The sequence below is a fragment of the Nonomuraea sp. NPDC050451 genome (assembly GCF_044458585.1).
The window spans coordinates 141,419-165,038 of sequence record NZ_JBITHZ010000017.1 but is presented as its reverse complement, the minus strand read 5'-3'; the positions used below and the strand labels follow the sequence as shown (position 1 = coordinate 165,038).

General features: G+C 71.5%; 17 protein-coding genes. 9 read left to right on the top strand and 8 right to left on the bottom strand.

Features of this window, described 5'->3' with window-relative positions:
• Window positions 1–7: 7 nt before the first annotated feature.
• From ACIBI9_RS39585 to ACIBI9_RS39570, 4 genes are read left to right on the top strand one after another with little or no spacing between them, the layout of a single operon-like run.
• Window positions 8–1,006 (top strand): zinc-dependent alcohol dehydrogenase family protein, encoded by a 999-nt coding sequence (locus ACIBI9_RS39585; protein ID WP_397230155.1) that lies wholly within the window; start codon window positions 8–10, stop codon window positions 1,004–1,006.
• 49 nt (window positions 1,007–1,055) lie between these two features.
• A complete protein-coding gene (locus ACIBI9_RS39580; RefSeq protein ID WP_397230273.1) occupies window positions 1,056–1,613 on the top strand; it encodes a TetR/AcrR family transcriptional regulator in 558 nt (185 codons plus the stop codon).
• Window positions 1,614–1,636: 23 nt separating this feature from the next.
• Window positions 1,637–1,972, top strand: coding sequence for a cupin domain-containing protein (locus ACIBI9_RS39575; RefSeq protein ID WP_397230153.1), 336 nt, complete (start codon window positions 1,637–1,639; stop codon window positions 1,970–1,972).
• Between the two features lie 12 nt (window positions 1,973–1,984).
• Complete coding sequence (locus ACIBI9_RS39570) at window positions 1,985–2,380, top strand: tautomerase family protein (RefSeq protein ID WP_397230151.1); 396 nt, start codon at window positions 1,985–1,987, stop codon at window positions 2,378–2,380.
• A 6-nt stretch (window positions 2,381–2,386) separates the two neighbouring features.
• On the opposite strand, the gene ACIBI9_RS39565 is transcribed toward ACIBI9_RS39570, so the two are convergent.
• Window positions 2,387–2,707, bottom strand: coding sequence for a DUF6300 family protein (locus ACIBI9_RS39565; protein WP_397230149.1), 321 nt, complete (start codon window positions 2,705–2,707; stop codon window positions 2,387–2,389).
• Window positions 2,704–6,252, bottom strand: a complete 3,549-nt coding sequence (gene dnaE, locus ACIBI9_RS39560; protein WP_397230147.1) for a DNA polymerase III subunit alpha — start codon at window positions 6,250–6,252, stop codon at window positions 2,704–2,706. Before dnaE ends, ACIBI9_RS39565 begins: the two co-directional genes overlap by 4 nt.
• Window positions 6,253–6,349: 97 nt before the next feature.
• Between dnaE and ACIBI9_RS39555 the strand changes: the two genes are divergently transcribed.
• Complete coding sequence (locus tag ACIBI9_RS39555) at window positions 6,350–7,312, top strand: LysR family transcriptional regulator (RefSeq protein ID WP_397230145.1); 963 nt, start codon at window positions 6,350–6,352, stop codon at window positions 7,310–7,312.
• 155 nt (window positions 7,313–7,467) lie between these two features.
• Here ACIBI9_RS39555 and ACIBI9_RS39550 read toward each other — a convergent pair whose 3' ends face one another.
• The 6 genes from ACIBI9_RS39550 to ACIBI9_RS39525 form a co-directional block, all read right to left on the bottom strand.
• On the bottom strand, window positions 7,468–10,485 hold the full coding sequence (locus ACIBI9_RS39550; protein ID WP_397230143.1) for a GH92 family glycosyl hydrolase: 3,018 nt from the start codon (window positions 10,483–10,485) through the stop codon (window positions 7,468–7,470).
• An 81-nt stretch (window positions 10,486–10,566) separates the two neighbouring features.
• Window positions 10,567–12,171 carry an FAD-dependent oxidoreductase gene (locus ACIBI9_RS39545; RefSeq protein WP_397230141.1) on the bottom strand — a complete coding sequence of 535 codons (1,605 nt, stop codon included), beginning with the start codon at window positions 12,169–12,171 and terminating at the stop codon, window positions 10,567–10,569.
• Entirely contained in the window at window positions 12,168–14,006 is a 1,839-nt protein-coding gene (locus ACIBI9_RS39540; protein WP_397230139.1) for an MGH1-like glycoside hydrolase domain-containing protein, read from the bottom strand. The genes ACIBI9_RS39545 and ACIBI9_RS39540 overlap by 4 nt, the downstream gene beginning before the upstream one ends.
• 8 nt (window positions 14,007–14,014) lie before the next feature.
• Entirely contained in the window at window positions 14,015–15,898 is a 1,884-nt protein-coding gene (locus ACIBI9_RS39535; RefSeq protein WP_397230137.1) for a glycoside hydrolase family 127 protein, read from the bottom strand.
• Window positions 15,895–17,979, bottom strand: a complete 2,085-nt coding sequence (locus tag ACIBI9_RS39530; protein ID WP_397230135.1) for an exo-alpha-sialidase — start codon at window positions 17,977–17,979, stop codon at window positions 15,895–15,897. The genes ACIBI9_RS39535 and ACIBI9_RS39530 overlap by 4 nt, the downstream gene beginning before the upstream one ends.
• A 38-nt stretch (window positions 17,980–18,017) precedes the next feature.
• Complete coding sequence (locus ACIBI9_RS39525) at window positions 18,018–18,953, bottom strand: dihydrodipicolinate synthase family protein (RefSeq protein ID WP_397230133.1); 936 nt, start codon at window positions 18,951–18,953, stop codon at window positions 18,018–18,020.
• A 184-nt stretch (window positions 18,954–19,137) separates the two neighbouring features.
• Here ACIBI9_RS39525 and ACIBI9_RS39520 point away from each other — a divergent pair, with 184 nt between their 5' ends.
• The 4 genes from ACIBI9_RS39520 (at window position 19,138) to ACIBI9_RS39505 (ending at window position 23,616) form a co-directional block, all read left to right on the top strand.
• On the top strand, window positions 19,138–20,187 hold the full coding sequence (locus tag ACIBI9_RS39520) for a LacI family DNA-binding transcriptional regulator (protein WP_397230131.1): 1,050 nt from the start codon (window positions 19,138–19,140) through the stop codon (window positions 20,185–20,187).
• A gap of 19 nt (window positions 20,188–20,206) precedes the next feature.
• Entirely contained in the window at window positions 20,207–21,136 is a 930-nt protein-coding gene (locus tag ACIBI9_RS39515) for an ABC transporter permease (protein ID WP_397230129.1), read from the top strand.
• Entirely contained in the window at window positions 21,133–21,990 is an 858-nt protein-coding gene (locus tag ACIBI9_RS39510) for an ABC transporter permease (protein WP_397230127.1), read from the top strand. The genes ACIBI9_RS39515 and ACIBI9_RS39510 overlap by 4 nt, the downstream gene beginning before the upstream one ends.
• 87 nt (window positions 21,991–22,077) lie before the next feature.
• Entirely contained in the window at window positions 22,078–23,616 is a 1,539-nt protein-coding gene (locus ACIBI9_RS39505) for an ABC transporter substrate-binding protein (RefSeq protein ID WP_397230125.1), read from the top strand.
• The last annotated feature ends 4 nt before the right edge of the window (window positions 23,617–23,620 follow it).

The window sequence follows — 23,620 nt, the reverse complement described above, 5'->3', positions numbered from 1 at the left end:
CGGTGTCGTGACGAGGACTGTGCGGTTCCACGAGGTCGGCGGGCCCGAGGTGATGCGGCTGGAGGACCTGGAGACGGGTGAGCCGGGGCCGGGCGAGGTGCGGATCCGGGTGGACGCGATCGGGGTCAACAGGGCGGAGGCGCTGTTCCGGAGCGGCCGGTACATCGAGCCGGTCAAGCAGTTCCCGGCCGGGCTCGGCTCCGAGGCCGCGGGTGTGATCGAGGCGATCGGCCCGGGGGTGACCGGGTTCGAGGAGGGGCAGGCCGTCAGCGTCGTGCCGAACTTCTCCTACAACGACTACGGCATGTACGCCGAGCGGGCTATCGCGCCGGCGAGCTCGCTCGTGCCGCGCCCCGACGGGGTGGACGCGGTGTCCGGCGCGGCGGTGTGGATGCCCTACCTGACGGCCTACGGCGCGATGGTGGAAGTCGGCGGGATGCGGGCGGGCGACGTGGCGGTGGTGAACGCGGCCTCCAGCAGCGTCGGCCTGGCCGCGATCCACACGGCCAACCGCCTGGGCGCCACGCCGATCGCCGTCACCCGCACCGACGCCAAGAAGCGGCGGCTGATCGAGGAGGGTGCGGCCGAGGTGATCGTCTCGGACGAGGAGGACGTGGCGGGCCGCATCCTGGCGCTGACCGGCGGCCGGGGCGCCGAGTACGTCTTCGACGCCGTCGCCGGGCCGGGCGTGACGGAGCTGGCCAGAGCCGTGGCGGCGGACGGGACGCTGTTCCTGTGGGGTGCGCAGAGCGGGCAGCCGACGCCCTATCCGGGGTTCGAGCTGGGCATGCCGGCGCTGAACCTGCGCACGTACACGGTGCACGAGATCACCAGGGATCCCCGGCGGATGCGCCGCGCCGCGGCGTTCGTGGCCTCGGGGCTGCGTTCCGGGGCCTTCCGCGCGGTGGTGGATCGCCTGTTCCCGCTGGAGGAGATCGTGCGGGCGCACCGGCACATGGAGTCCAACACCCAGTTCGGCAAGATCGTCGTCACCGTGGCCCACTGAGGAGCCCGTTGCCGCTGTACCTACTAGTATGTACGATGGCGATGTGGACATGAGGGAACGGTTGATCGAGAGCACCCGTGAGCTGCTGTGGGAGCGCGGATACGTGGGCACCTCGCCGAAGGCGATCCAGCAGCGGTCCGGGGCGGGCCAGGGCAGCATGTACCACCACTTCCGCGGCAAGCCCGACCTGGCGCTGGCCGCGATCGCCCGGAGCGCGGAGGAGATGCGCGGACGCGCGGAGGCGGAGCTGTCCGGCCCCGGCACCCCGATCCAGCGGATCACGACCTACCTGCGCCGGGAGCGCGACGCCCTCCGGGGCTGCCCGGTCGGCCGCCTGACCCAGGACCCCGACGTGATGGCCGATCCCGAGCTGCGCCGCCCGGTCGCGGAGACGTTCTCGTGGCTGCGGACCCGGCTCGCCGCCGTCCTCGCGGAAGCGCGGGAGAGCGGCGAGCTCGCCGCCGGGCCCGACCCGGCGGCCACCGCCACCGCGCTGGTCGCGGTGCTGCAGGGCGGATACGTGCTGGCCCGCGCCGCCGCCGACGCGGAGGTGTACGCGCAGGCCGTGGACGGCGCGCTCGGCCTGCTCGCCGGACATGTCAAGTGAAGCGTACGAAGGGAGCACCCCCCATGAGCGCCATCAGCCGCGAGCACCTGCTGACCGGCGACCTGACCGGCCGGTCCGGGCGGATCGACCGGGTGGAGACGCACCGGGTCACCCTGCCGCCGGGGGCGGCGAGCGGCCCGCACACCCACCCCGGCGGCGTCGCCGGTTACGTCACCGGCGGCCGGATCATGTACGAGCTCGACGGGCATCCCGCCGAAGAGCTCCGCGCCGGGAGCGCCTTCTTCGAGCCCGCGGGCGCGACCGTCCACCGCTTCGACAACCTCTCCGGCACCGAGCCGGCCACGTTCGTCGCCTCTTACCTGCTCACCGGTGACCAGCCACTGATCGAATCGCTGTGAAAGAAGGAACCCATGCCCTTTGTTCGTATTGACGCCCTGCGTGCGGACCCGCAGCGGCTGGAGGCCCTGGGCCGGGCCGTGCACGACGCCCTGGTCGAGGCCATCGGCATCCCGCACGACGACCTGTTCCAGGTGCTCACCAGCCACGACGGCACGCGGGGCACGTTCCGCTACGACGACGGCTACCTCGGCATCCACCGGGACGACGACCTCGTGTTCGTGGCCGTCACCATGCGCGCGGGACGCACCGCCGACCAGAAGCAGGCCCTCTACCGCAGGATCGCCGAGCTCGCCGAGGAGTACGCGGGCACCGAGCCGCGGAACGTGTTCGTCACGGTCAGCGAGAACTCGCCGCTCGACTGGTCGTTCGGCGAGGGCGTGGCGCAGTACGCCGAAGCCGCCCGGTAAGGCCGCTCACAGCTCGCCGCGGTACCAGGCTTCGGTCTCGGCCGCCACCGCGTTCTCGTCCGGTCGCGGGGGTCGCGCCCGATCGGTCCAGTGGCGCAGCCCCCGCGCCAGCTGAGCCGCGTGCTCCGGCCGCACGGATCCGTGCACGGTGAAGTACGTGACGATCGGCCCGGCGGCCGGATCGCCGGCGTCGCAGCGGGCGCACAGGAGGACCTCGCTGACGCCCCGGACCTCGTTCCCCGCCGCGTTCGTCCAGGTGTGCGGCAGGCGCAGCACCGCGAGGACGCTGTCGGTGCGGCAGCGGGGGCAGGCCCAGTCGCCGATCATGCTCCGCCGATCGCGTCCGCGCCGAGCAGGGCCTTGACGTCGCCGTAGAGCGCCGGCTCGGCGGTGACCCGGAACGGCTGGAGGTTCAGCAGCACGCTCCTGGCGCCGGGGCGGTGCAGGCGCACGTGTACGGGCGCGCGGCCGGGATGGGTGGTCAGGATGTGCTTGAACTCCTGGACGAGCCGCAGGCTCAGCTGTGTCTCCTGGATCGAGATCACCACGGGCGGCTCGGTGTCCGCCCGGGAGACGTCGAGGAGGGTGATCTCCTCGCCGTACACGCTCATCGTCTCGTCGCGGACGTTGATCCGGCCTCGCACGGAGATCACGCGGTCCTGGGCCAGCGCTTCGCCGTACAGGGTGTAGGTCTTGGGGAAGACGAGCACCTCGACGGCGGCGTCGTGGTCCTCCAGGGTGACGATCGCCCACGGGCTGCCCTGCTTGGTGACCTTGCGTTGCAGGCCGGAGATGATGCCGCTGATCCGGGTCGCCCCATCCTGCCGCCCGGAGGCCAGCAGGTCGGCGATGGTGGTGTCGCGGTTGGCGTCCAGGACGCGTTCGGCGCCGTCGAGCGGGTGGCTGGAGACGTACAGGCCGAGCATCTCGCGCTCGAAGGCCAGCAGGGTGACGCCGTCCCACTCGCCCTCGGGGATCGCGATGGAGAAGGCGTCGCTCTGGCTCGGCTCCCCGAACAGCGAGTCCTGGCCGCGGGCCTCGTTCCGCTTGACGTCGATGATCGCGTCGACGGCCTGTTCGTGGATCGCGACCAGGGCCTTGCGGTGATGCCCCAGGCTGTCGAACGCGCCGGCCTTGGCCAGCGACTCGATGACGCGCTTGTTGCAGACGGCCGTCGGGACCTTGCCGAGGAAGTCGTTGAAGTCGGTGTAGGGGCCCTGGGCCTCCCGGGCGGCGACGATGGCGTCCACGACGCCGGCTCCGACGTTGCGTACGGCGCCCAGGCCGAAGCGGATGTCGGACCCGACGGCGGCGAAGTCCAGCCGGCTGGCGTTGACGTCCGGGGGCAGCACCTTGATGCCCAGGCGGCGGCAGTCCGACAGGTAGACGGCCATCTTGTCCTTGTCGTCGCCGACGGAGGTGAGCAGCGCGGCGAGGTACTCCTGGGGATGGTTGGCCTTGAGGTAGGCGGTCCAGTAGGAGACCAGGCCGTAGCCGGCGGTGTGGGACTTGTTGAAGCCGTAGCCGCTGAAGGGGACGAGGACGTCCCAGACCGCCTTGATCGCCTCGGCGGAGAAGCCGCGCCCGCTCATGCCGGCGGAGAAACGGTCCCATTCGGCGTCCAGGACCTCTTTCTTCTTCTTGCCCATGGCCCGGCGCAGCATGTCGGCGGCGCCGAGGGAGTAGCCGGCCAGCTGCTGGGCGATGGCCATGACCTGCTCCTGGAAGACGACCAGGTGGTAGGTGTCGCCCAGGATGGGCTCCAGGGCCTCCTCCAGTTCGGGGTGGATCGGCTCGACCGGCTGCTTGCCGGTCTTGCGCAGGGCGTAGTTGGTGTGGGCGTTCATCTCCATCGGCCCGGGCCGGTAGAGCGCGTTCACCGCGGCGATGTCGGTGAACGTGGTGGGCTGCATGAGTTTCAGCAGCACCCGCATGCCGCCGCCGTCCAGCTGGAAGACCCCGAGCGTGTCGCCGCGCGCCAGCAGCCGGTACGTGGTGGCGTCGTCGAGCGGGATGTCGAGGATGTCGATGTCGACGCCCTTGTTGGCCCGGACGTTGGCGATCGCGTCGCCGATCACGGTGAGGTTGCGCAGGCCGAGGAAGTCCATCTTCAGCAGGCCCATGTCCTCGGCCTGGGTGAAGGGGAAGCCGGTCACGACCGGGCCGTCGGCCTTGGGCTTGACCAGCGGGATCACGTCGATCAGGGGCTCGCTGGACAGGATCACGCCGGCGGCGTGGATGCCGGTGCCGCGGGTGAGGCCCTCGATGCCGGCCGCGGTGTCGAGCACCCGTTTGACGTCGGCGTCCTGCTCGTACATCTGGCGCAGCTCGGCCGCCTCGCCGTGCCGGGGGTGGCCCTTGTCGTGGATGGCGGCCAGCGGGATCTCCTTGCCGCCGACCGCCGCGGGGAACGCCTTGGTGATGCGGTCGCCCAGGGCGTACGGCAGGCCCAGCACGCGGCAGGAGTCCTTGACGGCGGCCTTGGCCTTGATGGTGCCGAAGGTGACGATCTGGCAGACGCGGTCGTCGCCGTACTTGCGGGTGACGTAGTCGATCATCTCGTCGCGCCGCCGGTCGTCGAAGTCGAGGTCGACGTCCGGCATGGAGATGCGCTCGGGGTTGAGGAAGCGTTCGAAGATCAGCTTGTGCTCGATCGGGTCGAGCTGGGTGATCCCCGTGCAGTACGCGACGATCGACCCGGTGGCCGAGCCGCGGCCGGGGCCCAGGCCGATGCCGCGCTCCCGGGCGTACCGGCAGATGTCGGCCACCACCAGGAAGTAGCCGGGGAAGCCCATGGCCTCGATGACCGACAGCTCGTAGTCGATGCGGTCGAGCACCTCCTGCGACGGCAGCCCGTAGCGGTGGCGGGCGCCTTCGAGGGTCTCCTTGCGCAGCCAGCTGGCCTCGCTCTCACCCTCGGGTACGGGGAAGCGCGGCGTCAGGTCCCGGTGGGCGAACACCTCGCCGTAGTCGCCGACCCGCTCGGCGATCAGCAGCGTGTTGTCGCAGGCCCCCGGCACCTCGGCGTCCCACAGCGCGCGCATCTCGGCGGCGGACTTGACGTAGTAGCCGCTGCCGCTGAACCGGAACCGGTCGGCGTCGGCCAGCCGCTTGCCGGTGCCGACGCACAGCAGCGCGTCGTGTGCCGGGGCCTGGTTCTCGGTCACGTAGTGCGAGTCGTTGGTGGCCAGGGGCGGCAGGCCGAGCTCCTTGCCGAGCTTGCGCAGCTCCTCGCGGACCCGGCGCTCGATGGCCAGGCCGTGATCCATCAGCTCCAGGAAATAGTTGTCCCTGCCGAAGATGTCGCGGTAGCGGGCCGCGGCCTCGACGGCCTCGGCGTACTGGCCGAGCCGCAGCCTGGTCTGCACCTCGCCGGACGGGCAGCCGGTCGTGGCGACGATGCCCCGGCCGTACTCGGCGAGCAATTCATCATCCATACGCGGATATTTCTGGACATGGCCTTCAAGCCAGGCCCGCGACTGCAGCCGGAACAGATTCCGCAGGCCCTGCGCATCGGTCGCCCACATCGTCATGTGCGTGTACAGGCCGCGCCCGGAGACGTCGCCGCCCTCGCCGGTCTCGTCGTTGGAGCGGCGCAGCGCCAGGTTGTCGCTGTAGTACACCGGCTGCCGGTGGCGCCGCGAGAGCGGCGCGACATAGCTCTCGATGCCGATGATCGGTCTGATCCCCGCCTTGCGCGCCGCCTGGTAGAACTCGTACGCCCCGTGTACGTTGCCGTGGTCGCTCATCGCCACCGCGGGCATCCCCTGCCGGGAGACCTCATCCATCAACAGCCCGACCTTGGCCGCGCCGTCAAGCATGCTGTACTCCGTATGCACGTGGAGATGCACGAAAGATCCCACCGAGACCACGCCTCCTGGTTGTAGGCTCACCCGCGAACCCGAGCATTCGACCCGAGAGCAGGACCGGTTGTCCAACAATCGACACACCGAAGAACCACAACCAACAGTGGTTGAAGAGGCGGCGCCCGACCTGGATCTCGCCGCCGTCCGCGCCTTCGTGGCCATCACCGAGGACCGCTACTTCAGCGAGGCCGCCGCCAGGCTGGGCATCAGCCAGCAGGCCGTCTCCAAGCGGATCGCCAAGCTGGAGTCCGACCTCGGCGTACGGCTGTTCTCCCGCACCCGCACGGGGGCCGACCTCACCGAGGACGGCAAGGCGTTCCTGCATCACGCCCGCGCCCTCGTCGGCATCGCCGACCAGGCACGCGAGGTGCTGCGCGGCCGGCGCCGCTCGCTCCGGGTCGACGTCATGGACACCCGGATGCACTCCAGCGACCTGATCCGGGAGTTCCACGAGACCGCCGAGGACGTGGACGTCGAGGTCATCACCTCGAACGGGCTCAGATCGGCACGCGGCGCGCTCGCCCGCGGGTCCATCGACGCCGCCTTCGCCCGCGTCAGCGGGACGCTGGAGGAGGACCTCCGGCACGTGCCGGCCTACCTCGACCCCGTGCATCTGCTGGTCGGCCGCGACCATCCGCTCGCCGGCCTGCGGGAGGTGGAGGCCGAACGCCTGTCCGGCTCGACCGTGTGGATGCCCGGCAACGTCCCGGGCAGTGAGTGGGCCGAGTTCTACGGCCTCCTGAGCGCCGCGTTCGACATCCCGCTCGACACCGCGGGGCCGGACTTCGGCTGGGAGTACTTCACGGAGCAGATCGCCCGCGGTGAACGCATCGGGTTCGTAGGGGGGCGGCTCCGGATGCCCTGGAACCCGCGCACCCTCCAGATCCCGGTCGTCGCCCCCGCCCCCGTGTACCCGTGCTCACTGATCTTCCATCGGCACAGCCATCACCCGGTGCTGGCCCGGCTCGTCCGGTATGTCAGGGACAAGTACCAGCCGTTCGATCCGCGCCGCCAATGGCTCCCGGACCCCGACCGCGCCGCCTTCACCACGCCCGCGAGCCTCTGAGGGGGTGTCCCGTCGGCCCGGTTCCCGCGCGACCGCCACTGCGGTCGTGGTGCTGCCCGCCCGCCCGTGACCCACAGCGGTGCCCGCCCGCCGTGCCCGCCCGCCGTGCCGGGTGGAAATGCCGGCGCGTGTGAGCGGGTGGGCACGGCGGGCGGTCAGGTGCGGGTCGTGAGGGCGAAGATCTTGACGTTGGGCATCGCCGGGCTGGTGAACGAGACCGCCTCGCGGGCCGCGTCCACCGGCACCGGCACCCGCCAGATGCTCACCTTGCGCCCGTCGGCGGTGCCGTTGACGTTGTAGCGGGTGCCGGCCGTGATCGCCGCCTCCTCGCCGAAGTGCGGTGACGCGCTCGCCCAGTCGGTCACCTTCAGCGGGGCCGCAGAGGTCGTGCCGTCCGCGTAGGTGATCGTCAGCTCGGTCTGCTGGTCGCCGTTCACGGCCGTGACCAGCAGGTCGAGGGCCTGGTAGCGGCCCGGCGTGAGGTAGGTGCGCTGGCCGCGCAGGCTGTGGAAGTTGCCCGCCGTGCCCCTGGTCTCCGGGATCAGGTAGGCGCCGCCCGACACCGTGCGCATGCCCGGCTCGGGCAGTTGCTCGGCGGGGAAGCTCCAGCCCTTGCCGTCCAGGTTGCCCTGGGCCTTGGCGTCCGTGGTGGCCACGCCGTCCACGTCGTACTGGAGTCTCTGGGCGCAGGAGGAGCCGGACGGCTCGCACGCGGCGGGCAGGTTCGGGATCGGGGCGTCGGCGGCGGGGACGCGGTCGACGGGGAGGTCGCCAGGTGCGGTCGCCCACGAGGTGTCAGGGGTGGCGCCGACGGTGACCACGATGTCGCCGCCCTGGTTCAGCAGGGACTCGGGCAGCCAGGAGCGGGTGTACGCCCGGCCGTTGACCCGCACGTCCTGGACGTAGACGGCGTCGGGGGCGGCCTGCGGGGCGCTCACGGTGATCGTGCGGCCGTTGCCGCGCTTGATCCACGCCTTCGGGAACATGGGGCTGGACAGCAGCATCTCGGCCCGGCTCGGCGTCTGGGGGTACATGCCGAGCGCGGCGAAGACGTACCAGGCGGACATGGTGCCGAGGTCGTCGTTGCCGGGCAGGCCGCCGGGGCCGGTCCGGTACACGAGGGACGCCATCGCGCGCACGGTCTCCTGGGTCTTCCACGGCCGGCCGAGCGCGTTGTAGAGCCACGGGACGTGGATGCCGGGCTCGTTCGTCGGGTCGTAGCGGAAGCCGTCTCCGCCGGTCGCCCACGAGCCGTCGGCGCGGTGGAAGAACGTGTCGAGCCGCTTGGCCGCCTGCTGCCGGCCGCCCATGGCGGCGGCCAGCCCGGAGACGTCGTGCTGGACCATCCAGGTGTAGGTGGCGCTGGTGCCCTGCGCGAAACCGGCGTCGGAGGTCGCCGAGAACGGCCACAGCCAGCTGCCGTCGGCCTTGCGCGCCTGCTGGTAGCCGCCCTCCGGGCCGGCCGACGGGTTGAACGTGTTACGCCACCAGCTCGCCCGCGGCATCAGCAGGTCGCGCTCGGCGTCCCGGCCGAGCCGGCCCGCCCAGTCCGCGAGCGCGAAGTCGGCGGTCGCGTCCTCCAACGTCTCCGCCGCGCCGCCCCAGCAGTGGCAGGTGTCCTGGGGCGCGTAGCCGAGCCGCAGGTACTCGGCCAGGTTCGGGCGCTGGCCCTCGCACTGCCCCGGGCATCCCTTGTCGGACAGGCCGGACGGGTGCGGCACGGTCGCCTGCGCCAGCAGGGAGTCGAAGGCCCCGCGCACGTCGAAGTTGCGCACGCCGAGCGCGTAGAAGCCGGCGAGGGCGGGGGCCGACGGGTCGCCGGTCATCACGTGGGTGGGACCGTTGACGTGCACCCAGCGGTCCCAGACGCCGCCGTTCTGCCGCGCCAGGTTGTACAGGGACTGGGCGTAGTCGCCGGCGACCCGCGGTTCGAGCAGGGCCAGGAGCTGGGTGTGCGCGCGGTACTGGTCCCAGCCGGAGAAGTTGCCGTACTGGACGCCCTGCCCCCGGGCCAGCCGGTGCACCGTCTGGTCGCTGCCGAGATAGGTGCCCGCGACGTCGCTGGTCACGTTGGGCTGCAGGTAGGAGTGGTACATCGCCGTGTAGAACGTGGTCAGCCGGTCCGCCGAGCCGCCGGCCACCTCGACCGAGCGCAGCCGCTCGTTCCAGGCGCGGGTGGCCCGGGCGGCCACGGACGCGACGTCGTCCCGCCCGGAGATCTCCTCGGCCAGGTTCTGCCTGGCCGCCGCCAGGCTGGTGTAGGAGATGCCGACCTTCATGCGGACGTCGGCGCCGTCGAAGGTGACGTACCCGCCGGAGCCGCGGCCCGCGCGGTCGGCGCCCGTGGCGTAGCCCTCGCCGCCGCTCGCCGTCGTCGTGCCGGGCCGCAGGTCGCCGTTGACCCAGGTGCCGGTGGCGGCGAAGGCGCGGTCGAACGAGGCGGCGAAGTGCAGCCGGTAGTAGCTCTTGCGGTTGTTGACGCCGCCGTTGGCCCGGCGGCCGCAGAACGCGCCGGTCAGCACCGAGCCGGTGACCGTACGGGTGGCGGGGTCGATGGTGATCTCGGCGTCCTCGCTGCCGTTGAGCGAGTTGGACACCCGGAACAGCAGGCTGGCCGGCGAGCCCTCCGGGAAGGTGAACTCGCCCACGCCCGCGCGGGTCGTGACCGCGAGGTCGGTCTTGACGCCGGAGTCGAGTGTGACCGTGTACCGGCCGGGCCGCGCGCTCTCCTTGTCGTGGCTGAACGTGCTGGCGTAGATCGCGTCGGTCGTGTCCGCGGTCGGCGACGAGGTGACCTGGCCGGCGAACGGCATGATCGGGACGTCCCCGGCGGCGCCCGGATGGCAGCCCGCGCCGTTGACGTGCGTGAGCGCGAAGCCCCGCACGCGGGGCGTGTTGTAGGAGTAGCCGTTGGCGCCCGCGGCGTTGGTCTGGTCGCCCGCCGTGTTGGTCGGGCTCCACGAGATCATCCCGAACGGCAGGACGGCGCCGGGGTAGGTGTTGCCGCCGTTGGCCGATCCGATCAGCGGATCGACGTGGCGTACCGGGTCGGTGATCTTGGCGGGGTCGGTGACCTTGGCGGGGGAGTGGGCTGCCGCTGCCGGGACGGCGACGGCCGTGCTGAGCACCGTGCCGATGATCGCGGCGGCGAGCCACGAGCGGGGAGTTAACACGTCATGATCACACCGGTTCACACTAACTGAGCCATGAACACCTACGTAAGACGAAAAGTCCGGACAAATAATCCCGAGGAGTCAGTACCCCCGCACCTGGGGCCAGGCCAGCTCGAATCCGTCGGCGACCAGCTCGGCCTGGAACCGTTCGAGCGCGGCGGGATCCTCGTGGAGCTGCCCAGGTTCGAGCCGGTTGTCCAGGCAGTGCGCCGCCAGCGCGCCGGCCGCCTCGCCGACGTTCCACTCCACCGGGTGCAGGCGGTAGCAGCCGTTGGTGATGTGGGTGGTGCCGAGGTTCTTCCCGGCGGCCAGCACGTTGCGCGCACGAAGAGGCAGCAGCGCGCCCAGGGGGATCTGGAACGGGCAGCTGGCCACGTCGATGTAGTTGTCGCCGCCGGTGGAAGGGTGCAGGTCGATGCGGTACATCCCGACGCCTACGGTGTCGTGGTAGGCGACCGCGCCGTGCTCGCCGCGCACCGCCAGCGACAGGTCGTGCTCCACGATCGTGCGGCGGGCGCGGATGCGCCGCGACTCGCGGATATAGGGGCTCTTGGCCAGGCCGTCGGCGGTGCCCATGACGTCGGGGCGCAGCCGCAGCCCCGGCCAGCCGGTGCCGCCGTCGGGCCGGGGCACCTCGGTCTGCAGCCAGTAGAGCATGCTGAGCGCCTGGTCCCTGGCGCCCTGGAGATGCCGGGCCCGCTCGCCCTCGGTGACGCCGATCAGCGGTCCGGGGAGGTAGTCGATCTGCGGCCAGTTGACGACGACCACGTCGCTGACCGCGAAGCCGGGCTCGAACACCTCGCGGCACAGGATACGCCGGAACACCCACAGATCCGTGTCGCCCGGGTCGCGGCTCTGGTCGGAGACGACCGGCCCCGACGAGGCGTGCGGCACGAACGCGCGCGGCTTCGGCTCCAGCGTGCGCGGGTCGGGCGCGACGAGGCTGAGCAGCCGATCCGGCCAGAACGGCGGCCGGTAGTCGCGCCAGAAGGCGTAGTCCTTGGGCCGGTCGACGGTGTGGTCCTCGCCGTCGCGGTGCTCGATGGCGAAGACCCAGGAGAACGCCTGCATGTTGGCCGGCTGGGCCTTCGCGGGGGCGCTGGGCTCGCCGGTCTCCGCGGCCGACTCGAAGCCGGTGACATGCTCGATCCCCGCCAGGGGCAGCAGGTCACCCAGCTCGGTGGCGTCGAGCACATACGCCGCGCGCACGTGGAACGGCTCGCCGTCCGGGCCCGCGAAGGTCACCCCGGTCACCCGGTCGCCGTCCACGTCGGCGGCCACCGGCCGGTGCAGGTAGCGGATCGTCAGCCGCCCGGCGGCGAGGTAGGGGCCGACCATGTCGGCCAGCACCGCGGCGGCCACCCGGGGCTCGCAGCAGAGCCTGCTGACAGTGCCGCGCCCGGGGTTGAGGTCGGGAGCCTCCCAGGATTCCCGGCTCAGCGGGTACCAGGTGCGATAGTGGTCGCGGATGGCCGTGCGCAGCCTGCGGTAGGAGCGGGTCGCGCCGAACTGCTCGATCCACGGATGCTCGTCCGGCGGCACGCCCTGGCTGGTGAGCTGCCCGCCCAGCCAGTCGGTCTCCTCGGTGAGCACGACGGTCCGGCCGCGCCGCAGCGCCGCCAGCGCCGCGGCGACCCCGCCCATCCCGCCCCCGGCCACCAGGACGTCGGCCTCGGCGCCGCTCAAATCACATCACCTTTCTCGAAGAAGTCGACCTCGCCGCGTTCCATGAGGACGATGAGGCTCAGCAGCGCGCCCCAGGTCTGGAACGGCTCGCTGTTCGGCTTGTCACACGCGCCGCCGTGGACGCTGGAGTAGTTCTCGTGCACGTGGCGGTGCTCGTTCCATTCCTTCAGCACGAGCCGGGAGCTGCCTTCGGCGAGCCACGCGGCCGCGGACCGCTCCCCAGCGCGTAGCAGTCCCAGGTAGACGAGGAAGTTCACCGGCGGCCACGCCCGCCCCGCCCAGTAACTGCCTTCGCCGACGTCAACCGGCTCGCTGCGGGGGGAGGTGGGCAGCAGCCATTCGCCGCCGAAACCGTCGTCGGTCATCAGACGCCCGGACACCATGCGCCGGGTACGTTCCCCCGCGCCCACGCCGGCCAGCAGGGGGTAGAAGCTCATCGTGGACAGGCGCCCGGTCGGGAGCCCGGTGTCGGTGCGCCTGCTGCGGTAGATGCCGCTCGGCTCGTCCCACAGGGATTCCATCGCCGCCACGACGGCCTCGTGCCGCTCGCGCAGCTCCGCCGCGGCCTCCCGGTCGCCGAGGAGGTCGGCGATGTCGGCGAGCGCCTCGCAGTCGGCCGCGTACAGGCTGTTCAGGCCCACGTCGTGGGCGGCGAGCAGGCTCTTGGCCTGGTCGAAGGGCACGTCCTCGAAGACGGGGTGGTTGTCCCAGCCGGTCTCGCAGGTGGCGCCGAAGTGCTGGTGGATGCGCGGGATGTCCTGCGGCGAGGGGAACTCGGGGTCGAAGTACGTCGAGCCGGCGCACAGCAGGTCACCGTCCCGGCGCACCCGCCACCACCAGCGGTTCCAGGACATCAGCGGCTCGAAGCACTCCTCCAGGAACCACCGCTCGCCGAACCTGCGATAGAGCTCGCGGGCCACCAGCGACCCCACCGGCGGCTGGGACCCGTCGTAGGTCTTGCGGCCGGTGCCCTGCTCGACGTTGGGGACGAAGCCCTCCGGCGTCAGGGCCCGCAGCATCTCGACGGTGTTGACGTAGGCGAGCTCCTTGCTCGACACGGCCGCCAGCAGCGCGTTGAAGAACGCGTCCCAGCAGAACAGGGCGTAGCCGCCGCGCTTGCCGACGTTCCAGAGCCGGCTGACGGTTGTTACCACGCGGGACCGTGCGGGTTCGTAGATCGTGTTCCAGGAGATGGCGTCCCTGACGATCTCGCGGTGCTGCGCCAGGAGATCGGTGCCGGCAGTCCCGAGCGCGGCCGAGGCGCAGGCGACGATCTCCGCGATCTCCGGCAGGTCGCGGGCGCGGCCGGTGCTGATCCCGACGGCGCCGGTCAGCTCCATCGCCAGGTAGGGCCCGTCGATGTCGGTGTAGGGGTCGTCGACGTGCGGGGCCGTGCAGAAGACCTGGACGGTCCCGCCGGGCCCTTCGGCGGTGATCCGGTCGCCCTCGCGGGTGACGGAGCCGGGCCGGTTCCACAGATAGGCGACGCCGGCGGTCAGCAGCGCGCTCCTGCGCTGGTTGGCGGTGGGTGTCACCAGCACGACCAGATCGTCGCCCGCGTGCGCGGTCTGCACCCGGATCGTGATGCCCGCCCACGTCACGGTCGTCTCGGTGTAGCCGCCGTCGTAGGCGTGGCGGCCCAGGGTGACCGTTTCCGCGCCCTCGGTGCGGCGGCCGATCTGGGCGGCGCGCAGCGACGTGCCCCGGTAGTACTCCTTCATGCCGAGGGACAGGCCCAGGGCGTCGGGAAGGAGGACGTGGGTGAGCACGCTGCGCGTGTCCCAGGTGTTCCAGCCCCGGGCGAGCGAGTCCTGGATGTGGGCGTAAGGCGTCATGTGTTCCTTCATGTCGTCAGCTGGGGGATCCACACCCGCATGGCGTGCGGGCCGCGGTTGGCCCAGGCGTAGTACGGGATCAGCGTGAGGTCCATGGGCTGCGCCGCTGGGGCCGGCTGCCCGTGGGGCCGGTAAGGGGATTCGGCGGCGCCTCGCACGAGCGCGCCGCCGGCCTGGAGCACGGTCACGCCGTCGAGGAGGTCCGGCCGGTGTTCGGGCCGCGGCGGCGTGGCGGTGTCGATGCGGAGGTCCTCCAGGACGACGCCCGACGGCTGGTCGGGCTGCTCGATCGCGTAGACCAGCGGCCCACGGGTGACGGCGACACACCCCCGCGTGGCGTCCATCCGATCGTCGGCCACCAGGAACCGGGCGGGCATGGGCATCCGCAGCACCACCCGATCGCCGGGCCGGAACACCCGGCGGATGCGGGCGTAGCCGCCGGACTCCACCGGCTTGTCGTCCACGGTGGAGCCTTCGGCCCAGTTCGGCACGCGCAGCGCCAGCTCCATCTCGCGCGGCGGCGCCTCGCGGACGGTCACGGTGACCGGGCCGTCCCACGGGTAATCGGTGTCCACCTCCACGGCGAGTCCGCCCGAGGCCAGCGCGCTTCGGGCGTACAGGTGCACCTGGAGGCCGTCTTCCGTGCCGGTCGCCAGGTACGTGGGGAGGGCGGCCAGCGTACGCATCACATTGGGCGGGCAGCAGGCGCAGTTGAACCATGGGCGGCGGCCGTACGCCGGTGACCGCTGCACGTCGCCGCGCGCGCCGGTCCGCCGGTGCAGCGTGTTGACATAGAAGTAGTCCGCCTCCGTCAGCGACACCGCCGGCAGGAGGGCGTTGTACAGCAGCAGCTCGATCTGGTCGGCGTAGGCGGATTCGCCGGTGGCCAGCAGCAGCCGCCACGCCCACTGCATCGCCCCGATCCCGGCGCAGGTCTCCGCATACGCCCGGTCGGGCGGCAGCTCGTACGCCTCGCCGAACGCCTCGCCGTCCCAGCGTGCGCCGACGGCGCCGGTGACGTGCTGCTTCCGGCGGCGCATCGCGTCGTACTGCCGGCGAACCGCGGCCAGCAGCTCGGCGTCGCCGGTCTCGATGGCGACGTCGGTGGCGCCCGCCGCGAAGTAGACGGCGCGCACGGCGTGCCCCTCCACCGTCTCCGCCTCGCGTACGGGCAGCCGGTCGGAATAGTGGGCGGGATCGCCGTAGTGAGAGGGGTCGAAGCCAGGTTTGCCGGCACGACCGTGCCCGCGGGCTTCGACGAAGTGGTGAGCCAGGTCCAGGTACCGTCGCACGCCCGTCTGCCGATACAGCTCGACGAGCGCCATCTCCACCACGGGGTGACCGTCCAGCTCCTCGCGCAGGCCGGGTCCGAACGTGCCGGCGAGATGGTCGGCCAGCCGGGTGGCGACGTGCAGCAGCTCCGTCTCGCCGGTCGCCCGGGCCGCGGCCACTGCCGCCTGCATCAGGTGGCCGGCGCAGTAGTGCTCGTGGCTCATCCACAGCCGTGCGTACGGCTCCTCGCCGCGGGCCTGGATGGCGGAGTTGAGGTATCCGTCCTCGCGCTGCGCCTTCGCGATCGTACGGCCGAGCGTACGCAGGTGGTCCAGCAGCGCGTCGTCGGGGCTGCGCCCGTATTCCCAGGCGACCGCCTCCAACCATTTGTAGACGTCGGAGTCTCGGAAGCTCGCACCCTGGGCCTCACCGGCGGCCTCACCGGCGGCGATCCGGAGGTTGCCGATGTTGCCCGCTTCGACCAGCCGTTCGTGCCCGAGCGGGATCGCGGCCCGGTTGGCGTCCAGCCGCCGGGCCCAGAACCCGCCGGTCACGCGGCTGCCCGGGAGCGGCAGCGGGCGCAGCGCCACCGCTGCGGCGGGGCTCGGTACGGCCGTCATGCGGGCGCCTGCCGGCGGAACCGGACGGCGTCGGCGATGACCACGCCGTTGGCCGCGTCACTGAGCTCGACATATCCCTCGAGGCCGGCCCGGAAAGAGAAGGTGCCCAAAGACGTCCATTCGCCCATGCGAGGGTCGGGCACGCCGCGCGCCTGCTGGTTGACGGCCACCGCAGTCGTGCCTTCGACGTGGTGGACGACGTACGGGGCGTTGGTCGCGCGGTTGGGGTCGGCCGCGTAGGAGACCAGCACTTCGTACCGATCGTCGCCCGGAAGCGCCGGTCGCCACCGCGCGGTGTTGGCGCCGGTGCCGCGCGCGTGTGTCAGGTAGTTGAATCCGTAGTACCCGCTGACGCCCCTGCTGCTCGGCCAGGTGCCGGTGGTCTCGAAACCGAGCCCGCCGTTGTCGACGGTGACCTCCTCGCGGACGTCCGGCGCGGCGGAGGCCCGGACGAGGCTCAGTTGGTCGAGCGAGACGGCCGTGCCGCCACCCCGGCCGGCGCCGGCCAGCGTGAAGCGGATCGTGTGCGGGCCGGGCCGCAACGCCATCCGGCCCAGGAGAACGACGTCGTAGCCGTCGCCGCGGAACGACGTCATATCCAGCGTGGAGTTGCGCGGCGCCTTCCCGTCCACGGTCACCGTCACGAGGCCCCCGTCGACGGACCGGAAGTAGCGCAGCCACAGCTCGTGCCGCCCGCCGGGGGCGACGATGAAGGGGTACTCGATGTGGTCCCCGATCGCGCCGGGGGTGAAGACGGCGCGAGCGCCGCCGCGCGCCGTGGCCTCCTCCACCACGGTCACCGTTCCGCCCGACCGCCGGGCCCGCACCGCCGGGCGGCCCAGGTCGTGCGTCCTCTCGGTCAGCTTCGGAACGGTGGCCAGGCTGTCCCGGCCCTGCGTCAGCCACTCCAGGTTGAACCGGGCGGCGGCCACGCGCCGCGGACTGCCGTCGAGGTCGCCGTCGCAGCCGTAGAGGAGAATGATCGTGCCGTCGGACAGGGACGCCAGGTCCGAGTAATATCCCCGGCCCGGGTTGACCGAGCGGCTGTACCTGAAGGAGTGGCCCTCGTCGTAGCTCACCGCGACGGTCATGTTCCAGCGCATCGGCGAGTCGGGCCGGCTGAACAGCACGCGGTTGACGTCCCGGCTGCCCGGTCCGCCGGTGTAGCGGATGAGGCCGGTGTCGACGCCGTTGAAGAGCGCGGGGCTGAAGTCCATCCTGGGCGGAGACCAGGTGACACCGCCGTCCTTGCTTACCGCGATGTCCCGTGGCCAGTCGTTGCCCGAACCGGGCCGGCTGTTCATCACCACCGTGCCGTCCGCCCGCTGCACCAGCCTGGCCTCGCCCACGACGGGGTAGCCGTCGCCCATCGGCACCTCGCCGCCGGACTGCCACGTGGCGCCGTGGTCGTCGCTGTAGACGGTGGAGGCGCCGTAGTGGCGATCGGCGGTCGGGACGCCGGTGATGATGGTGCGGTGGGACACGGTGAGGAGCAGCCGGCCCGAGTCGAGCTGGATGCCGTGACCGGGCCCCGGGCCGTGCATGGCCCAGTTGTACGGGAAGTGGTCGAAGAGCCCGGCCAGGCTGCGCCGCTCGCTCCAGGTGACGCCGCCGTCCTTGCTCGAGATGACGTACACCGTGCTGGAGTCGGCCGAGCAGCTGGTGTTCTCGGGTAACTGCACGCAGAGCCCGTGGAAGAGGAACACCTCGCCGGTCACCCGGTCCACCACGAAGGTGGGGTTGGACCACGACTCGCCGTCGACGGACGCCGCGACCGTCTGCGATGGGCTCCAGGTCTTCCCCCCGTCGGTGCTGCGGCGGACGAGCAGGTCGTGCGGTCCGGCGTCGCATACCTTGTGCCGGCCTTCCGTGCAGGCCAGGATCGTGTCGTCGGGCAGGACGGCCAGGCCGTACACGTGATAGCTGGCCAGCGGATCCACGGCGGAGTCCCACAAGGTGGCCTCCGCGAAGAACGGCTGGGCCGCGGTCGGCGCGGCCGCGGCGGGGGAGGGCAGGGCGGCCGCGGCGGCGCCCGCGGCGAGCCCGAGGGCGAAGGCCCGCCGGCTGATGGGCATGGTCATGCGACTCTCCTCGGCAGGAGCTTGGGGGGTGCTCAGGTCTATTGCGGGTCGAGTGGTCCTACGAGGTCATGCAGCCGGGCCAGCGCGGCGCGCAGCTCGGTGAGCTCGGTTTCGGTGAGGGGCAGGAACGGCGCCGCGGCGTGCGGCGGGCAGAGCCCGAGCAGGTGTAGCGCGGTCTTGATCACGACCACGCCACTGGCCGCGGGCCGGACTCCGAAGAGCGCGGCCAGCCGGTCGACGTCGTGCTGCAGTGCCGCCGCGGTGGCGTGGTCCCCGTTGCGGCCGGCCTTGAGCAGGTCGACGCAGAGGGCGGGCGCGAGCATGCCCACCCCCGGCACCAGCCCGGCGGCCCCCGCGCGCAGCCCGTCGGCGAGCTGCCGTTCGGCACCCTGGGCCACCTGGAAATCGGGGCGTTCCCCGGTCAGGGCGCAGAACTGGGCGAACAGGGCGGCGTCTCCCGAGCTGTCCTTCAACCCGAGGATCGCCGGCTCGTCGAGCAGGCGGCGCATCACGGACACGGGGACGGGGTTACCGGTGTAGCCGGGGCTGTTGTAGACGACCACGGGACGGCCGTGGCGGGCGACGTCGCGGAAGTGCGCGTGCAGCTCGCTCTCGGTGTGCCGGAAATAGGACGGCGCGAGCACGACCACGGCGTCCAGGTCGAGGCCGGCGAGGCGGTCCATGCGCCGCAAGGTCTCCCGGGTGCCCGTGCCGGCGGCGGCGACCATGATCCGGGCGGACGCCCCCGCCAGGTCACGCCACATGGCGGACACCTCCGTCGCGTACCCCCGGACGTCGTCGGCGGGCAGCAGCGGGCCCTCGCCGTTGGTGCCGGCCAGCATCAGCGTGGTGACGCCGGCGGCCGCGAGGTGGGCCAGCAGCGGCCGGACGGCCGGCGGGTCGGGCCGCCCGAAGCGGTCGAGCGTGGTGACGAGCGGGATGATCATCCCGGCGACCGGATGGTCGGTATCCATGGCACCTCCCTCGGCAAACGCTCCGGACGGTATCCGCGATCCGCACAGGACGCCAGATGCTAATGGGTATTAGTAATTCGCTCGGGTTTCCCGCGTTCTTTTTCGCCCAGGTCCATTGACGTCTCACAGAAGCGAGGGTCAAACTTTGCGTTCGTTGGGTCAGGCGCATTAGCAGGAGGCCCAGATGAGTCGTGGACCGGTGCGGCGGCCGACCCAGGCCGACATCGCGCGCCTCGCGGGGGTGAGCCAGGCCACCGTCTCGCTCGTGCTGAACGAGCGGGACTCCGACGTCCGGATCAGCCCGGCGACCCGGGAGCGGGTGCTGGCGGCGATACGCGAGTGGGGGTACGTCGCCAATGCCTCGGCGAGGTCTCTCGCCGGCGGCCAGAACAAGATCATCGGCGTGTTCACCTTCGAGCCGGTCTTCCCGACGACCAGCGTCGACTTCTACTTCCCGTTCCTGCTCGGCATGGAGCAGGCGGCGGCGGAGCTCGGATACGACCTCCTGCTGTTCACCAGCCTCGGTGGCGAGCGGCAGGTCTTCCGCGACGGGTCGACCCGGCTGTCGCTCGCGGACGGCGCGCTGCTGCTCGGGCGTGACCCGGACGTCGAAGAGATCCAGCGGCTGCGCGACACCGGCTTCTCCTTCGTCTACGTGGGACACCGGGAGGTGTCGGGAGCGCCGGTCTCCTATGTGGCGGCCGACTACGCCACGGCGACCCAGCAGCTCACCGAACGGCTCTTCGAGCTCGGGCACAGGCGCGTCGCGTACGCCCGGATCGGCGACGGCGACGCCCAGCCCAGCCGGGACCGGGAGAAGGGATTCCGGCGGGCGATGCCCGCCGGTGAAGCCAGGCGGCTCACCGGCCCGGTGTGGACGCTGGAATCCGCCGACGACGTGGCGGGCCTCCTGGCGGAGATCCGGCACGTCGGCATCACCGCCGTGGTGGCGGAGCAGGTCCTCCTGGCCGAGGAGCTCCTGGCGTGCGCGCAACGGCACGGGATGTCCGTCCCGGACGACCTGAGCATCGTCGTGCTGGGCGACTCCACCGGCGCGCGCCGCACCGACACGCCCTGGACCGGCCTGGTGGTCCCGCGGGAGCAGATGGGCCGGCAGGCCACCCACCTGCTGGTGCGACTGCTGGAGACACCCGAGCCGGAGGCCCCCAGAGAGAACGTCGAGTGCCCCCTCACGCCGGGCGCGACCGTGGCCCCACCAAGGAGACAGCAGTGACCGAACCAGGAAAGCCCACATGATCCGGGTCATCGCCAAACGACTGCTCGTGGGCGTGCTGGTGATGTGGGGCGCCGCCTCACTCATCTTCCTCATCGTCCGGGTCGCCCCGGGTGATCCGGCGACGATCCTGCTGGGCCCGGGCGCGAGCCGGGAGCAGGTGGACCAGCTCACCGGGAAGCTCGGGCTCGACCGGCCGGTGTTCAGCCAGTATCTCGGCTACCTCGGCGAGGTGGCCCGGTTACAGTTCGGCGACTCCTACCGGTTCGACCGGCCGGCGATGTCGGAGGTGTTCGAGCGCCTGCCCGCGACCGCCGACCTGATGCTCGCCTCCACCGTCATCGCCGTCTCCCTCGGCCTCGTGCTCGGACTGCTGGCCGGCGCGCGTCCGGGCGGGGCCGTCGATCGGCTGGTCACCGCCGGCACCATCGCCCTGCAGTCCTTCCCCACCTTCTGGGTGGGCATCATGCTGATCCTCGTCTTCGCGCTGGCCTTCCGCCTGCTGCCCAGCGCGGGGGCGGGCTCGCCCGCGCACCTGGTCCTGCCGGCGTTCACGCTGGCGCTGCCGTTCACCGCCATCGTGGCCCGCCTGACCAGGACCAGCGTCGCGGAGACGATGCGCGAGCCGTACATCCAGACGGCCCGGTCAAAAGGGCTCACCGAGCAGCAGGTGCTGCTCGGCCACGCGCTGCGCAACTCCCTCATCCCCGTGGTGACCATCGTCGGGCTGCACATGGGCGGCCTGATGGGCGGCGCGGTCGTGGTCGAGAACGTCTTCGCCTGGCCCGGGCTCGGTACGCTCGTGGTGGACGCGGTCTCCAACCGTGACTACGCGGTCGTGCAGGCGGCCACCTTTCTGATCGCGGGCATCGTGATGCTGTTCAACCTCGTCGCCGACCTGCTGTACTCCCAGCTCGACCCGCGCATCAAGCTGGACGGTGCGGCATGACCGCCGTCGCCATTGGCCGGCCTGTGGTGCGTGGCCGGTGGCTCGGCCGGATCCCGTACGCCGTGCTCGCCCTGTACCTCGTGGTCGCCGGGGTGGGGCCGCTGGTCATCGACTACAACCCCGTGCGCGTCTCTCTCGACGACCGGCTGCTCGGCCCGGGATCGCGGCTCGCGTCGGGCGGCGTCGCCTGGCTCGGCACCGACGCCCTCGGCCGTGACGTCCTCGCCCAGGTCGTCTACGGTGCCCGCACCTCGATGATCATCGGTGTCTCGACGGTCGTCGTCTGCTGCCTGATCGGCGTGAGCGTCGGCATCGTCGCCGGCTACTTCCGCGGCCGGCTGGACACGGTGCTCGCCCGCGGCATCGACATCCTGCTGGCCTTCCCGGCGATCCTGCTGACCATCGTGATCGCGGGCGCCTTCGAGCGCAGCGTCCTGGTGGTGGTGATCGCGCTCTCGGCGACGGCCTGGATCTCGTTCGCGCGGGTCACCCGCGGCGTCGCCCTGTCGATGCGGGAGCGGGCCTGGATCGACGCGGCCCGCGTGCTCGGCGTACGGCCGGCGTCCATCCTGGTGCGGCACATCCTGCCGCTCACGGTCGGCCCGGTGGTCGCCCTGGCGACGCTGGAGTTCGCTCTCGTCGTGCTGGCCGAGGCCGGGCTCAGCTTCCTCGGCATCGGCCTGCCCAACTCGGCGGTGTCCTGGGGCCAGACCATCGCCAACGGAAAGCAGTATCTCGAAACCGCCTGGTGGATCTCGGCTCTGCCCGGCGTCGCACTGTCGCTGCTGATCATCAACATCGGGATCCTCGGCGACCAGCTCACCGCCCGATACGGACGCGGACACCTCAGGTGAGGCGGCGACCGTCGTCCGGCCGGCACACATCCCCTTCCATCACGAGCACCCCCCGAAGAACCATCCCCGGAAGGCGGGAAGACGTCCATGACCAGACCTCTTGCCTCAGGTAGGCCGCGGCTCGCGGCACTGGCCCTCATATCCGCCGCGGCCCTCGTGCTCAGCGGCTGCAGCGCCGCCACCGGCGGCGGCACGGGCGGTGGCGCCGGTGGCGGCGAGATCACCGTCGCGGGCACCTACGCGATCGAGAGCCTCGACCCGGCCAGCCCCACGGGCGGCAGCGCCACCGGCACCCAGCTGGCATCCAAGGCGATCTTCAGCCGGCTGGTGCGGCCGCGCCCGGACGGCACCCTGGAGGGCGACCTCGCCACCGCATGGAAGCCCGACGGCTCGGCCTCGCAGTGGACGTTCACCCTGCGCCAGGGCGTGAAGTTCAGCGACGGCAAGCCCGTCACCGCCGACGACGTGGTCGCCTCGTTCAAGCGGATGATGGATCTCAAGAGCACGAACGCGGCCAACTTCACCGGCTACACGATGACCGCCTCCTCGCCCACGGAGGTGGTGCTGACGGCGCCGAAACCGGATGCGGCGGTCCCGTACAAGCTCGCGGTCTTCTACGTGCTGCCCGGCAGCCTGACCGGCGAGAATCCGGCGTTCTTCCAGAACCCGGTCGGATCGGGGCCGTTCAAGGTGGAGAAGTTCGACCCGTCCGGGACGCTCGTGCTGGTGCCGAACCCTGACCACCACGGTGGCGCGCCCCAGGTCAAGCGGGTGACCATTCGCAAGATGCCCGAGCTCGCGGCCCGGCTGACCGCGCTGCGGACCGGCGAGGTGGACCTCGCCTGGGGCATCCCCGACGACCAGCTCGCGGAGCTGCAACGCGACTCCGACCTCAAGGTCGAGACGGTGCCGAGCACCGCCGTGTTCACCATGTGGTTCAACTCCTCCGCGCCGGCGTTGAAGGACGCCAAGGTGCGGCGGGCGCTGTGGCAGGCGGTCGACTTCGCGACCATCATCAAGCGGCTCTATCCGCAGACGGGCACCTTGGCCGACGCCCCGGTCTCGCCCGTCACCCTCGGCTACGTCCCCCAGGAGCCGGTCCGCTACGACCCGGCCGCGGCGAAGGCCGCGCTGACCGACGCCGGTTTCGACTTCTCCACCAAACTGCGGCTGCAGTTCGCCAACGCCGAGTTCCGGCCGTTCAACCAGGCGATCGTCTCCGACCTGCAGAAGATCGGCGTCCAGGTGGACCTGCTGGAGAAGGAGCAGGCGGTGTTCACCAAGGACCTGCTCGCCCTGAACTGGGACGTCAACTTCCAGCAGCTCTCGAACCCCACCTTCGACGCGGCGAACACGCTCGGCCGGCTGTACCCCTGCGCGGCCAAGCGCAACGGCTACTGCAACCCCGAGCTCGACAAGCTGCTCGCCGCCGCCGGGGCGAGCTCGGACACCGAGGAGCGGGTCAAGCTGTACGGCGAAGCCAGCAAGATCATCTGGCGGGACGCGGTCGGCATGTTCCCGATGGCGGTCAAGTACGCCTATGCCTGGAACCACCGCGTCACCGGCGTCACACCGGACCCGAACGGGCTGCCGGACTTCGCCGGCGTGCGGGTCAGCAGCTCATGAGCCG